Origin of the sequence: Methyloversatilis sp., assembly GCF_965284615.1 — a bacterium.
GTDB lineage: Bacteria > Pseudomonadota > Gammaproteobacteria > Burkholderiales > Rhodocyclaceae > Methyloversatilis.
In genome coordinates this window covers 1,383,565-1,396,513 of record NZ_OZ260098.1, presented here as the reverse complement: position 1 = coordinate 1,396,513, position 12,949 = coordinate 1,383,565, and the positions used below count along the sequence as shown (strand labels likewise).

Genomic DNA, 12,949 nt, shown 5'->3' with positions numbered 1-12,949 from the left:
ATGAAAGCCCCGCTGTCCGTCCTCACCTTCGCACTGTTCGCACCGCTCGCCATGGCGCACGGACCGACGCCGCAGAAGATAGACGAGTCGGTCGTCATCGCCGCGCCGCCGGCTGCCGTATGGGCCGTGGTCGGCGACTTCGCCGGCATCGCGAAGTGGAATCCGGCGATCAAGGCTTCGTCGGCCGACCGCGGCAACGAAGCCGGTTCGACCCGCACGCTGACGCTGCCGACCGGCACCGTGACCGAACAGCTCGACGACTACGACGCGGCCGCAATGAGCATGAACTACCGCTCGGGCAACGCCGACCCGGCCGTGCTGCCGGTCAGTTCCTATTCCGGCCGGCTCACCGTCAAGGCCGAAGGCGGCGGCAGCAAGCTGGTGTGGCAGGCGCGCGGCTACCGCGCCGACACCGGCAACGACCCGGCCGCCGGCATGGACGACGAGAGCGCGGTGAAGGCCCTGCGCGCGCTGATGCGCCCCGGCCTCGACGCGGTGCGCACGCAGATCGAAGCCTCCGCCAAACCCTGATGAACGCGCTGCCGACACTGCGGACGGCGGCCTCACCGCTGCGCTGGCTGCTCGCCGTATCACTGTTCGTCGGTGCGCTGCCGCCGGCGTCAGCCGACGCGGCCTGGCCGAAGATGCGCAGCGCGCTGTTCGGCGAGCGCAGCTTCGGCAGTGACCCCGCGGTGCTGGCGCTGGAGGCGCCCGATCGCGCCGAGGACGCTTCAATCGTGCCGGTCGCGCTGCGCGTGGGCCCCGCGGGCAGCGCGCTGCGCACGCTGTGGCTGCTGGTCAACGAAAACCCGTCGCCGCTCGCGGCACGCTTCACGCTGCACGACCCGGTCGTAGGCAGCATCGAGACGCGGCTGCGCGTCGAGCGCTACACCACGGTGCGCGCCATCGGCGAAACCGACGACGGCCGGCTCTACATGGCCGAGCACTTCGTGCGCGCGGCCGGTGGCTGTTCGGCGCCCATCGGTCCGGCCGACGACGGCGACTCAGCGATCGGCCGCATGTCGATGCGCCGCTTCGACGTCGCCGGCGCGCGCAGCGAGGTGGAGCTGCGCATCCGCCACCCGAACCACTCCGGCCTCGAAGTCGATCTGGACACGCGCGGCTACGTCGCCGCCGACTACGTGCGCGAACTGCGTGTGCGGCAGGACGGTCGCCCGCTGCTCGACGCCGAACTCGACATCTCGATCAGCCGCAATCCCTATCTGCGCTTCGGCATCGCCACCGATGCGCGCCGACTCGACGTGCAGGTCGGCGACAGTCGAGAACGCCGCTTCGATGCACGCTTTCCGCCGGACGCCACCACGCCGTGAAACGCCGGCTGCTGATCGCCGCCGCCTGTATCGGCGCCTCGACCGCGACCAGCGCCGCACCGTCGGCCGAAGCCCTGATGAAGATGTCGCGCGCCGTGCTGAAGGTGTCGGCGCTGGGCGACGACGACAATCTGTCGGTCGGCTCGGCCGTCGTGATCGGGCCCGACAGCGCACTGACCAACTGCCACGTCACCCGCCACGCCCGCATCATCGTGCTGTCGCGCGGGCTGGCGCGGCACGCGGTGGTCGGCCAGCGCGCCGACGTGTCGCGCGACCTCTGCCTGCTACGCACCGCCGAGCCGCTGCCCTACCCGGCGGTGGAGCTGCACCCGACCCGCAGCCTGACGCTGGGCGAACGCGTGCTCGCCCATGGCTACTCGGGCGGCATGGAAGCGCATTTCGCGCGCGGCCTCATCGTCGATCTGCACGCGGCGGGCGGCAGTCACGTCATCCAGACCTCGGCCGGCTTCCTGCAGGGCGCCAGCGGCGGCGGCCTGTTCGACGAGGAAGGCCGGCTGATCGGCATCACCACCTTCCTGACCAGCGCCGGCCGCACCGAATACTTCGCGATGCCGGCCGACTGGACCGACCGCCTGCGCGAACGCACGGAGGAGGCACCGAAGCCGCTGACCGGGTCTGCGCTGTGGGCGCAACTGCCAGCGCACCAGCCCTGGTTCATGCGCCTGCTCGAACCGCTGTCGCGCAAGGACTGGCCGACGGTGTCGCAGATGGCCGACGAGTGGATGGCCGCCGAGCCGCACGCGCCGGCCGCCGCGCTGATGTGCGCCCGGGCTGCCCGTGCACTGGCGCGGCCGACGCGCATGTCGCAGTGCCTGCAGCAGGCGCTGGAGGGCGCGCGCGACAGCGAGATCGAACTGACCCGCATCGCCGCCTGGGCGCGCAGCGAAGGGCTGGACGAAGCCGTCGCCGCCAGCACGACGGCGCTGGCACGGCTGCGTCCGCTACCGCGCGGCGAGTGAGGCCGCCGGGCGGCGCGTTGACTCGCCTGGGCAGGCTCAGCCCGCCGGTACGCCGGTCCGGTTGACCTGGCTGTAGAAGATCTTCTGGTTGTGCAGGCTGCCGAGCAGCTCGTTCAGTTCGTGGATCAGTGCGTCGTTGTTGGCGCTCGCGGCCACGTCGCCGCTGGCGACCGCGACCTGGGCCAGACAGCCGATCTTGTCGCGCAGGGCGTCCTCGATCAGGTCGATGTGGCGGATCGTGAGCTCGAAGGTTTTCTGGTGCTTGGACATAAGGGTTCTCCCTGTGCCGCCGCCTCGTGAGCAGCGGGTGTTTACGAGAACCGACAGCGTAATCCTTTCGTGCGCCGCAACAAGCCCCCGCAGCGAAAGACGGTCAGTGGCCGTCGGGACATCCTCACCGGAATCCGGGGCAGACACCGCCTGCAGCGGCATCCGGAGTCGCGGATAGTGCTTTCCTTTTCCGTCACGTCCGCACATCGAAGCCATGCATCGCAGCCGTCTGCTCGCCACCACCCTTGCCACACTCGTCGCCCTGCCGGCCGTCGCCGCCACCGACACCGTTGTCACGGTCAACGGCCGGCCGGTACCCCGCGCCCAGCTCGATTTCATCATCAAGGAACAGATCCGCCAGGGCCGCCCGGCCTCGCCCGACCTGTCGCGCCAGGCGCGCGAGGAACTGATCGGCCGCGAAGTGCTGGCGCAGGAGGCGGAGCGCAAGCTCGGCCGCAGCGAAGCGCTGAAGACGCGCATCGAATTCATGCGCCAGCAGGCGCTGCTGAACGCGCTGCGCGAGGACTTCTTCCTGAACACGCAGCCGGCCGACGCCGAGGTGCGCAAGGTCTACGACACGCTGTCGAGTCGCGCCGGCGAGCGCGAATACCGGGTGCGCCACATTCTGGTCGCCGACGAAGCACAGGCGAAATCGCTGCAGGCCCAGCTGGGCAAGGGCGCCCGCTTCGAGGATCTGGCGAAGGCCCACTCGAAGGACAGCGACAGCGCGCCGGCCGGCGGCCTGCTCGAATGGACGCCGGAGGGGCAGTTCTCGCCGGAATTCGCCGCCGCGCTGCCGCAGATGACGCGCGGCAAGGTGGGCGACGCCCCGGTGCGCAGTGGCGCCGGCTGGCACCTGATCCGGCTGGAGGACGTGCGTCCGGCGCAGCCGCCACGTTTCGAGGACGTGAAGCCGCGCATCGTCGAGTCGCTGATCGAGCAGAAATGGCGCAGCTACGTGAAGGAGCTGCAGGCGCGCGCGGTGGTGAAGTGAGGGCAGCCTGGTCACTGCTGGCGCTGTGCTCGGCCACGGCCGCGGCCGGCGAGGTCGATCAAGCGGCGCACGCGGCGCTCGAATGGGTGGCCGAGCCCGAAGCGCATTGCGTGCAGCTGGGCGGCACGATGACCGGCCTGCGCAATCGCGACCGCAGCCGCACGCTGCGGGTGTGGGTCGAGCGCTGGTACCTCGACGTGCTGACCGCCGACCGCAGCCGCCACGACCTGCCACCGGACGGCAGCATCCGCCAGCTCGGCTGTTCCGAAACCCGTTCCGGCGCCCAGCGCTGGACAGTGGTTGACGCCCGCTTCCTGCCGACCGGCGAAGCACAATGAACCGATGAAACAGTCACTTGCACTCATTCTGCTGGTCGTGGCGACGACCGGCGCCCAGGCGGAGGCGCCGCCCGAGCGCGCTTACGTACGCGCCGGCACCGACCGGCTGATCCGCGCCTGCACGCAGGACGGCCACACGTTGAGCCTGCTCGCCCGACCGGGCGTCGAGGTGGTGAAAGGTGGCGCCGCCCCGGCGGATCTCCCGATCGACGCCTTCATGCAGGGCATTGCCGAACAGGTGATGCAGCTGACCCGCGCGGTACCGCACGCCGACTTCCTGCGCCCGGACAGTGCGGGCGCCCGCGCGCTGAGCGACGCGGTCGAGACCTGGATGGACGCCTTCAACCGCACCCACGGCACCCGGCTGGCCTGGGCGATCGGCGACTTCGGCGTCAGCGACGCGCCGCAGGCCGCCTGCCGGGCACCAGCGGACTGAAGGCCTGCCGATTCAAGTTGTCGTCCCCCGCCGTCGATATGACTGGTCTGTACGCCGTGCGCCGCAGCATCCCGCGCGGTGCGGCGACAGCCACACGCCATGGTGGACCGAGGAGACAACAAGATGACGCAACGGATACTCTATTTCCTGGTGCCGGGCAGCAATATCAGCCCCTTCGACGTGACCATTGCCGCCGATGCGGGCTTCGACCAGGTGATTCCGCTCACCGGCATCCGCCCGGAAAACGTGACCGCGCTGGTGCAGGACGCCATCTTCTGTCGCCCGCCCAATCGCTTCAACGACACCGGTATCTTCATCGGTGGCCGTGACGTGCATATGGCGACCGACATGTTCCAGTCGGCCAAGAGCGCCATGGTCGGCGACTTCCAGGTCGGCGTATTCGCCGACCCGAACGGCGCCTACACCACCTCGGCCGCCGTGGTCGCGCTGGTCGAGAAGGCGGTCAATGCGAGCACCGGCTCCGGACTGACCGGACGCACCGTATCCGTTTTCGGCACCGGCCCGGTCGGCCTGTGCACCGCCATCCTCGCCGCACGCCAGGGCGCGAAGGCGCGGCTGTGCCAGCTCACCGCGGACGACGATTCCAAGGCGGCGCTGCGCTTCTGCGAGCGCTACAACGCAAAAGTCGAATGGGTGTCCGCCGAAACCCACCGCGACAAGGTCAATGTGGTCGCCGACAGCGAAATCGCCGTCAGCGCCGCCAAGGCCGGCATCCGCATCCTCGACGCCGAAGTGCTGGAGGCCGGCGGCAAGCTGATCGCCTGTGCCGACACCAACGCCGTGCCGCCGTCCGGCATCGAAGGCATCGGCGTGAACGACCGTGCGATTCCGGTCGAGGTCGGTCCGGCTCGCTTCCTCAGCATCGGCCCGCTGGCCATCGGCAGCCTGAAGTACAAGACGCAGTTCGGTCTCTACCGCTCGATACAGACCGGCTCGTCGCCGGCGCTGATCGACTTCCCCGAGGCGTATGCGTATGCGCTGCAGGAGCTGGCGCAGAGCAAGCCCGCGTGAGCGGGACCGAGCGCTTGTCATGGCGCGCGTGACAAGCGCACCATAGGCGGCCGGCAGGTCGGCGCCCGGAGGCGCCGCATGCTGCGGATGGAGGTGCGGACGGCGTGGACAGCAATCCGGGGCTGAACATTACGGGCACGGAAACCGTCATCGGTCAGGGTACCGGTGCCGACGGTGCGGTATTCCGCACCCTGCTCGACCGCATGTCGGATGGCGTGTTCATCGCCCGCGACTACCGCTTCATCTTCGCCAACGCCGCGCTGCCACGCATGCTCGGTTACGAGCACGACGACTTCGTCGGACTGGGGTTCGACGCAGTGGTAGCGCCGGATTTCCTCGAATTGTGGGTGCAGCGCTTCCGGCAACGGATCGGCGAAGGCGAGGAACCGCCCGGGCGCTACGAACTGCGCTTCCGCATGAAGGGCGGCCGGCGCGAACTGCCGATCGAACTGAATGCCAGCCGCGTCGTGTTCGATGGTCAGCGCTGCGTGCTCGGCATCGTGCGCGACATGTCCGGCCGCAAACTCGCGGAGCACGCACTGCGCGAGAGCGAGCAGCGCTTCCGCGGCACTTTCGACCAGGCCGCCGTCGGCATCGCGCTGATGGACCTCGAAGGCCGCTTTCTGCGCGTCAATCCCAAACTGTGCGACATCCTCGGCTTTCGCGCCAGTGAAATGCGCGCGCTGACGATGGAGGCCATCACCCATCCGGAAGACATTTCGCTGGACGTCCACCCGCTGCGCTGCGTGCGCAACGGCGAACAGACCACCTACTCGATCGAGAAGCGCCTGCTGCACAAGAACGGCGCGGCCACCTGGGCGCGCCTGACTGTTTCGCTGCAGGTCAACGACATGGGTGCGCCGTCGCACTTCATCGCGGTGATCGAGGACGTCCACGACCGCCGTCTGGCGCAGACCGCGCTGGCCGACAGCGAACTGCGCCATCGCCTGCTGATGCACAACCTGCACGCCGCCGTGCTGGTCTGCGCGCCGGACGCCCGCATCCTGTACGGCAACCCGGAAGCCTGCCGCATCCTGCGCATGGACTCGGCACTGCTCGCCGGCCGCACGATCGCCCAGCTGGGCTGCCGCTTCGTCAACCAGAGCGGCGAGGCGCTGGCACCGGAACGCGATCTGGTCCGCCGTGTGCTCGCCTCGGGCAAGGAAATGAACGACGTCGTGGTCGGCGTCCGTCACGACGACGCGGATACGCTGTGGGCGCTGGTCCACGCCTACCCCGAATTCGACACCCGGCATCGTCTGCGCCAGATCGTCGTCATGTTCGTCAACATCACCGACCGCAGCCGGCTCGAAGCCGAGCGCGATGCCGACCGTCAGCTCAAGACGGCAGCGCTGAACGCCATCACCGCCCACGTCGCCGTGCTCGACAAGCGTGGCGTCATCGTCGAGACGAATGCCAGCTGGCGCGCCTTTGCCGAGCGCGGAGGCTACACCGGCAACATGACCTTCATCGGCGTGAACTACCTCGACGCCCTCGCCCGCTGCGACCGCGACGAAGCACCTCACGCAGAGGCGGCCTGCGAGGGCATCCTGTCGGTCATGCTCGGCCGGTCGGCGCTGTTCCAGATGGAGTACGCCTGCCACGCGCCGCACGAGCGGCAGTGGTTCAGCCTCAAGGTGACACCGATGGACCCGGCGCGCGAACGCGTGCTGCTGAGCCACGAGAACATCACGCGCATCAAGCTGGCCGAAGAGGCGGTACGCATCCTGGCCAATACCGACGCACTGACCGGCCTTGCCAACCGCCGCCATTTCTTCGAAGTCGCCGAGGAGGAATTCGTGCGCGCCCGCCGCTACGAAACCCCGCTCACCGTGCTGATGACGGATCTCGACCATTTCAAGCACATCAACGACCATTTCGGGCACGCCGGCGGCGACGCCGTGCTGTGCAGTTTCGCCATCATCCTGTCCAGCCTGCTGCGCGACTCGGACAGCGCAGGTCGCCTCGGCGGCGAGGAATTCGCCGTACTGCTGCCGCACACCGCACTGGACGGCGCGCGCGCCTTCGCCGAGCGCCTGATGGAGCGCGTCGCCGACAACCCGCCCGAACTCGACGGCCAGCCGGCGCACTACACCTTGAGCATAGGCATTGGCGAACTGATGTCCGACTGCCTCGATTTCTCGGCCCTGCTGCGCAGGGCCGACGAAGCGCTCTACCGCGCCAAGAGCGGCGGCCGCAACCGGGTCGAATACGCGCCCGGGCCGTGCAACGACGCGAACTAGGCAGACCCGCACTCCGGTCAAGCGGATGTGAACCGCCGGCTGCCATCAAGGCACCCGCTTTGCTAGCGAATGCCGGCAGGCGCCGCCCGGGCGCCTCGCGCACATCCCATTCACTGACCGGAGATTCCCGACATGAAGGCCGATTCGTCAAACTCATCCCCGCGCAAATCGCAGGAGGCGCTGACCCTTCTTCGCGCCGACCACAAGCACGTCAGCGAACTGTTCGAACAGTACGAAGCCGCGCGCACGAGCACGCAGAAGAAGAAACTCGTGCAGGAAATCTGTACGGAGCTCGAAGTGCACGCGCAGATCGAAGAAGAAATCTTCTATCCGGCTGTAAAAGCTGCACTGAAGGACAAGGAGCTGGTACCCGAGGCGACAGTGGAGCACGCGTCATTGAAAGACCTGATCGCGCAGATCAAGGATGTCGAACCGGACGGCGAAATGTTCGACGCAAAGGTGAAAGTGCTCTCCGAGTACGTGAAGCATCACGTGAAGGAAGAGCAGAACGAAATGTTCCCGAAGGTAAAGGACACCGACCTCGACCTCTCGGAGCTGGCCGAACAGATGAAGCAGCGCAAGGAAGAACTGCTTTCGGCCGTCGCGCATTAGGTGACGTGCCCCGGGACTGCGCCGGCAAGAAAGGCAGCGAGTTGGTGTATCGAAAACCCGGGGCGATTCATCCTCGCCATATCGACGTCGAGTCTCGTCAGGAATATGTGCCCGCGCGGATCATCGCAATGGTTCCAACGTCATAGACGAGAGCCACGAGATTCCAAGCCGCAGCAATTGCGCTCCAAACTTCGACTGACGATGTCGCCGCAATGGCTGTCTTCACGCGGTCCGTGCCGGAGCACTCCAGCCCGAGACGCTGCTTGCGAGCGGTGAAGTAGACAAAGACGAAGAAGGCGATGGCAAGCGGTAGGAAGTACATTGCGGCAGGGAATAGCGTGCGAGCTATGAGAGGCAAGGCGAGAAACGGGAACAGAAACACCAACGAACGTAGCTTGTCAGCACCATAGAACTGAGTGATAACCGCCGACTCTCTCTTGAGTTCGCCCGAGGTCTTGATCATCACATAAACCATCGTCACGAAGAGCACGATTCCCATTGCCACGACTCTCCTTGCTTTGCTCTAGTTGATAGGTTTCCTATGCCACCACTTCCAAGGACGCACGGCAAGTGAGGATTGCCACAGACCAACCTGCCGCGCCTTGGCAACACCTTCGGCAGCAGCATAGGCCGTTTGCATTTCTCTCGGTAGCTCCCTCGTGTGCTTCCAATAGAACCATGCGGCACCGCCCGCAATCTGGTCATGGTTGATGTCAACTCCATCAAGCCGGACAAGCTCGACGATCCGGCCGTGGCGGTCCTTCGTGTGGTACTCGACCACCACCAGCTGTGAGGACACGCGGGAGGCTAGGTGCCGCATCGGTGCGCGCCAGCGGTCTTGAGCCTTCTCGGGGGCATCAATGGCCTGCAGCCTCACCTCGTGCTGGCGCGGGTCTACGTCCAGAACCATCATGGCGTTGCCGTCAGCAGCCGCGGCAACTTTGCTTACCAGCTCCTCGGTTTGAGCCGCAACGGAGGCGCAAGCAGAAGGGGTGCCAATCAGCAGACGCGGTTCCAATAGCCCCATTCGGTTGGAATCCTCCACCTAGCAGCGGGTGACGAGGTTCATCCACCTATGCGACTGGACGGATTTCTAGTTGGCTATGTAGCTCATCTGTTTCAGGGCCAACGCTAAAAGACTTTCGGGTTTCGACTCCGTTTTGGTTCTTGTACCTTAACGTCAGTCGCGCCTCATGGTCTGTGAGCGGCTTCGGCAATGTAAATTGCGCTCGCCACTCGTCTCCCGCCTTAACGAAGTTCCTGCTCACAAGGTGAATGAGCCTCCCGTCCCCAACGGTGACAACAGCAGTAACAGAAGATGCTGCAGCCCCAGCATTGGTGAAAATCAATTCGTAGGTTGATTGACCATCACCTCGGAAGACGCCCCCGCCTGATGTAATCAAGAACTTTGGACTGGTATCTACCTCTCTCAGCTCGCGCTCATACTCAAGGGCCGCTCGCTCACTTTCGACCTGTTGGCGCGAAACCTCTACTAACGCTCGCTGTTGTTCCACGGAGTTCCTCAGTTCCTCGGCCTGAAGGCGCAACGCTTCCGTGCTCAGTCGTAGCTCCTCCCCTTGCTGCATATAGCCGAGGATCAACCAGAGGAACGCCAGTGGCGCAAACAGCCCTGAGAAGAAGTCTCCCCATTCGTTTGGAGTCATCTTGAGGGCTGCCTCTTGGCGTGCAAGCAGCAAGGCAACGGCACCCACAATCCAAAAAGCCGTTGCCCATAGCCCCAGCTTGGAACGTTTCTCTGTCATGCGCGGTTCTTCGTGGATACTCCGGGGGGGGGGTGATGTTGGCATCCGAAGAGAAGTAGATGCAACCGGAGGGCAAGGCCAATCGAGAGAATGCAGCCCACGCCGGCTAACGCTTCTCGGCGACAAGGTGGCTACAGAGAAGCAGAAAAGCAAAAGGCCAACCCCGTGGGATTGGCCTAAGTGCTTGAATATTGGCGGAGAGGGTGGGATTCGAACCCACGGTAAACTTGCGCCTACGCCTGATTTCGAGTCAGGTACATTCGACCACTCTGCCACCTCTCCGGGTTACTGCGAACTTCGTGGTCGCGAAGCGGCGCGCAGTGTAGCACAGGGGTCGCGCCGGCGGAAAGCGTCGGCGCGATTTTTGCGTGTCAGGCGCCGAGGCGCTCGACGCCGCCCATCCACGGGCGCAGCGCTTCCGGCACGACGACCGAACCGTCGGCCTGCTGGTAGTTCTCCAGAATGGCCACCAGCGTGCGGCCGACCGCAAGGCCGGAGCCGTTCAGCGTGTGCAGGATTTCGTTCTTGCCCTGTTCGTTCTTGAACCGCGCCTGCATGCGGCGGGCCTGGAAGGTTTCGAAGTTGGAGCAGGACGAGATTTCGCGGTAGGTGTTCTGCGCCGGCAGCCACACTTCGAGGTCGTAGGTCTTGGCGGCGCCGAAACCCATGTCGCCGGTGCACAGCGCCACCTTGCGGTAAGGCAGTTCGAGCCGGCGCAGGATGGTTTCGGCGTGACCGGTCAGTTCTTCCAGCGCGTCCCACGAGCGGTCCGGCGTCACGATCTGCACCAGTTCCACCTTGTCGAACTGGTGCTGGCGGATCATGCCGCGCGTGTCGCGGCCGTAGGAGCCGGCTTCGGAGCGGAAGCAGGGCGTGTGGCAGACGAATTTCAGCGGCAGCGCGGCGGCCGGCTGCACCGTATCGCGCACGATGTTGGTGACCGGCACTTCGGCGGTCGGGATCAGGTAGAACTTGCCGCCATCGCCACGCGGCACGGCGAACAGGTCTTCCTCGAACTTCGGCAGCTGACCGGTTCCGAACATGCTGTCGGCGTTGACCATATAGGGCGCGTACAGCTCGGTGTAGCCGTGCTCGGTGGTGTGCGTATCGAGCATGAACTGGGCGAGCGCGCGGTGCATGCGGGCGATGCCGGCGCGCAGCAGCGTGAAGCGCGCGCCGCTGATCTTGGTCGCGGTCTCAAAATCGAGGCCGCCGAGCGCGGTGCCGACGTCCACGTGGTCCTTCACCTCGAAATCGAAGCTGCGCGGCGTGCCCCAACGCAGCACCTCGACGTTGTCCGCCTCGGACTTGCCGACCGGAACCGACTCGTGCGGCAGGTTGGGCAGCGAGGCGACGAAGGCCTGGATGTCGGCCAGCAGCGCGGCGAGGCGCTCTTCACCGGCCTTCAGCGCGTCGCCAAGGCCGGCCACCTCGGCCATCACCGCCGACGTGTCCTCGCCCTTGGCCTTGAGCTGGCCGATCTGCTTCGATGCGGCGTTGCGCTTTGCCTGCAGGTCCTGGGTGTCGGTCTGGATGCGTTTGCGCTCTTCCTCCAGCGACTGGAAGCGGGCGACGTCGAGCGTGAAGCCGCGCAGGGCGAGTCGTTCCTGAACGTAAGCGAGCTGGCTGCGCAGCAGTTGGGCGTCTAGCATGGAAGGAAACCTGTGGCTGATGGAACGGATGTGGGCGGCCCCGCATCCGGCGGCCGTCGTCACATTGCAACGCAAAATTCTAACAGCGACCGTCGTCCGGGGCGGTATAGTGGCCGGGCCCCACACCTTTCACGCGAATGTCATGTTGTCACTGCGCGACTGTCTCGATCACAGCAATCTGAGCGAACTGGAAGTCAACGTGCTCGCCGACTACACCGGCCTGCCGACCATGCTGGCCGCCACGCTGGCCGGCGCCATGCTGCAGAGCGACGGCGGCGCCGACCTGATGCTGCGCATCCTGCAGGACGCCGAGAAGCAGGCCTCGCAGCGCCTCGACATGGAGCAGCGGGCGCGCACCAAGGCAGCGGTCGAGCGCTTCTGCGCGGTGCACCGGCCCGAACTGCACTGAGCGCACCGCGCTGCCCTTCCGGAAGCGGTCGTCTCTCGGCCGGGCGCGAGGTGGTGCCCCCGCCCGTCTCAGCGCCTGACGGCGATTGCCAGCGCCACCCAGCCGGCGATGAAGGCGAGGCCGCCCAGGGGCGTCACCATGCCGAGGGCGCGCACCCCGCTTAACGCCATCGCGTAAAGACTGCCGCTGAACACGACGATGCCCAGCAGCATCAACCAGCCGGCAACGCGCAGCGCCCCTGAATCACGCAGATGTATCGCCAGCAGGCCGACCAGCCCGAGCGCCAGCGCGTGCCAGAAGTGGTACTGCACCGCGGTCTGCCACACCGCCAACATGTTTTCGTCCAGCCGCGCTTTCAGCGCGTGCGCACCGAAGGCACCGAGCATGACGGCGAGTGCGCCGGTCAGCGCTGCGAAGAAAAGAAAACGGCGGGCATCGGCAGACATCGGAAAGATCCAGTAAGCAAAATGGGCGGGCGACTGCGGCAGGTCAGACGCCGGCAGCGCGATCGAGTTCGGGTATCAGTCGCTCGTCCACCTCGCGGCGGAAGCGCGCAAGCCGCCGGCTGCGCACCGCATATATCCACATGAAGAGCGAGGCGACCACCAGCAGCGCCGGCAGGCCGAACCATACGAGCAGATGGCCGGTCACGTCCCAGCCATCGCTAAAGACACGTTGATCCAGATGCAGGTGCCGACAACAGCGCGGCCAGCGCCAGTACCAGCCAGCCGCGCAGCGCTTAAGGCGTATTCGCGTCGCTGAACCACACACCGACGACTGATCTTACCCGGCTTCTTTATCCACGCGGCGGTCCTCCGGTGGCCGTCGCGCACACCCGAGCCGGCGTCAGTCGGCTTCACGTCCACCTCACCGCGAGCGAGCCGACGAG

17 protein-coding genes and 1 tRNA gene are annotated in these 12,949 nt (G+C 66.2%); 10 read left to right on the top strand and 8 right to left on the bottom strand.

Annotated features, from left to right (window positions below):
* From ACQ66H_RS06745 to ACQ66H_RS06735, 3 genes are read left to right on the top strand one after another with little or no spacing between them, the layout of a single operon-like run.
* Window positions 1–531 (top strand): SRPBCC family protein, encoded by a 531-nt coding sequence (locus tag ACQ66H_RS06745; RefSeq protein ID WP_430433344.1) that lies wholly within the window; start codon window positions 1–3, stop codon window positions 529–531.
* The gene (locus tag ACQ66H_RS06740) at window positions 531–1,331 is read left to right on the top strand and encodes a quinoprotein dehydrogenase-associated SoxYZ-like carrier (protein ID WP_430433343.1); all 801 of its coding nucleotides are present in this window, start codon (window positions 531–533) and stop codon (window positions 1,329–1,331) included. The genes ACQ66H_RS06745 and ACQ66H_RS06740 overlap by 1 nt, the downstream gene beginning before the upstream one ends.
* The gene (locus ACQ66H_RS06735; protein ID WP_430433342.1) at window positions 1,328–2,311 is read left to right on the top strand and encodes a S1 family peptidase; all 984 of its coding nucleotides are present in this window, start codon (window positions 1,328–1,330) and stop codon (window positions 2,309–2,311) included. Before ACQ66H_RS06740 ends, ACQ66H_RS06735 begins: the two co-directional genes overlap by 4 nt.
* Before the next feature lie 36 nt (window positions 2,312–2,347).
* On the opposite strand, the gene ACQ66H_RS06730 is transcribed toward ACQ66H_RS06735, so the two are convergent.
* On the bottom strand, window positions 2,348–2,581 hold the full coding sequence (locus ACQ66H_RS06730) for a hypothetical protein (protein WP_430433341.1): 234 nt from the start codon (window positions 2,579–2,581) through the stop codon (window positions 2,348–2,350).
* Between the two features lie 214 nt (window positions 2,582–2,795).
* Here ACQ66H_RS06730 and ACQ66H_RS06725 point away from each other — a divergent pair, with 214 nt between their 5' ends.
* The 6 genes from ACQ66H_RS06725 (at window position 2,796) to ACQ66H_RS06700 (ending at window position 8,236) form a co-directional block, all read left to right on the top strand.
* A complete protein-coding gene (locus tag ACQ66H_RS06725; protein ID WP_430433340.1) occupies window positions 2,796–3,575 on the top strand; it encodes a peptidylprolyl isomerase in 780 nt (259 codons plus the stop codon).
* Complete coding sequence (locus ACQ66H_RS06720; protein ID WP_430433339.1) at window positions 3,572–3,913, top strand: hypothetical protein; 342 nt, start codon at window positions 3,572–3,574, stop codon at window positions 3,911–3,913. Before ACQ66H_RS06725 ends, ACQ66H_RS06720 begins: the two co-directional genes overlap by 4 nt.
* A gap of 4 nt (window positions 3,914–3,917) precedes the next feature.
* The gene (locus ACQ66H_RS06715; protein WP_430433338.1) at window positions 3,918–4,349 is read left to right on the top strand and encodes a hypothetical protein; all 432 of its coding nucleotides are present in this window, start codon (window positions 3,918–3,920) and stop codon (window positions 4,347–4,349) included.
* Window positions 4,350–4,472: 123 nt separating this feature from the next.
* Window positions 4,473–5,381, top strand: coding sequence for an NAD(P)-dependent methylenetetrahydromethanopterin dehydrogenase (locus ACQ66H_RS06710; RefSeq protein ID WP_430433337.1), 909 nt, complete (start codon window positions 4,473–4,475; stop codon window positions 5,379–5,381).
* Window positions 5,382–5,485: 104 nt separating this feature from the next.
* On the top strand, window positions 5,486–7,624 hold the full coding sequence (locus ACQ66H_RS06705) for a sensor domain-containing diguanylate cyclase (protein WP_430433336.1): 2,139 nt from the start codon (window positions 5,486–5,488) through the stop codon (window positions 7,622–7,624).
* Window positions 7,625–7,756: 132 nt separating this feature from the next.
* The gene (locus ACQ66H_RS06700; protein ID WP_430433335.1) at window positions 7,757–8,236 is read left to right on the top strand and encodes a hemerythrin domain-containing protein; all 480 of its coding nucleotides are present in this window, start codon (window positions 7,757–7,759) and stop codon (window positions 8,234–8,236) included.
* Between the two features lie 97 nt (window positions 8,237–8,333).
* On the opposite strand, the gene ACQ66H_RS06695 is transcribed toward ACQ66H_RS06700, so the two are convergent.
* The 5 genes from ACQ66H_RS06695 to serS all read right to left on the bottom strand — a co-directional run bounded on the left by ACQ66H_RS06695 (window position 8,334) and on the right by serS (window position 11,651).
* Window positions 8,334–8,735 carry a hypothetical protein gene (locus ACQ66H_RS06695; protein ID WP_430433334.1) on the bottom strand — a complete coding sequence of 134 codons (402 nt, stop codon included), beginning with the start codon at window positions 8,733–8,735 and terminating at the stop codon, window positions 8,334–8,336.
* A gap of 24 nt (window positions 8,736–8,759) precedes the next feature.
* Window positions 8,760–9,263: a thermonuclease family protein gene (locus ACQ66H_RS06690; protein WP_430433333.1), complete on the bottom strand. Its 504-nt coding sequence runs from the start codon at window positions 9,261–9,263 to the stop codon at window positions 8,760–8,762.
* A 46-nt stretch (window positions 9,264–9,309) separates the two neighbouring features.
* A complete protein-coding gene (locus tag ACQ66H_RS06685; protein WP_430433332.1) occupies window positions 9,310–9,999 on the bottom strand; it encodes a hypothetical protein in 690 nt (229 codons plus the stop codon).
* A 192-nt stretch (window positions 10,000–10,191) separates the two neighbouring features.
* Window positions 10,192–10,281, bottom strand: a tRNA-Ser gene (locus tag ACQ66H_RS06680).
* An 89-nt stretch (window positions 10,282–10,370) separates the two neighbouring features.
* The gene (gene serS / locus ACQ66H_RS06675) at window positions 10,371–11,651 is read right to left on the bottom strand and encodes a serine--tRNA ligase (protein WP_430433331.1); all 1,281 of its coding nucleotides are present in this window, start codon (window positions 11,649–11,651) and stop codon (window positions 10,371–10,373) included.
* 142 nt (window positions 11,652–11,793) lie between these two features.
* Between serS and ACQ66H_RS06670 the strand changes: the two genes are divergently transcribed.
* Window positions 11,794–12,060 (top strand): hypothetical protein, encoded by a 267-nt coding sequence (locus ACQ66H_RS06670; protein ID WP_430433330.1) that lies wholly within the window; start codon window positions 11,794–11,796, stop codon window positions 12,058–12,060.
* 68 nt (window positions 12,061–12,128) lie between these two features.
* Here ACQ66H_RS06670 and ACQ66H_RS06665 read toward each other — a convergent pair whose 3' ends face one another.
* Together ACQ66H_RS06665 and ACQ66H_RS06660 are read right to left on the bottom strand one after the other, a co-directional pair.
* A complete protein-coding gene (locus ACQ66H_RS06665) occupies window positions 12,129–12,506 on the bottom strand; it encodes a DUF423 domain-containing protein (RefSeq protein WP_019918946.1) in 378 nt (125 codons plus the stop codon).
* 43 nt (window positions 12,507–12,549) lie between these two features.
* On the bottom strand, window positions 12,550–12,711 hold the full coding sequence (locus ACQ66H_RS06660; RefSeq protein WP_430433329.1) for a hypothetical protein: 162 nt from the start codon (window positions 12,709–12,711) through the stop codon (window positions 12,550–12,552).
* Window positions 12,712–12,949: the final 238 nt, after the last annotated feature.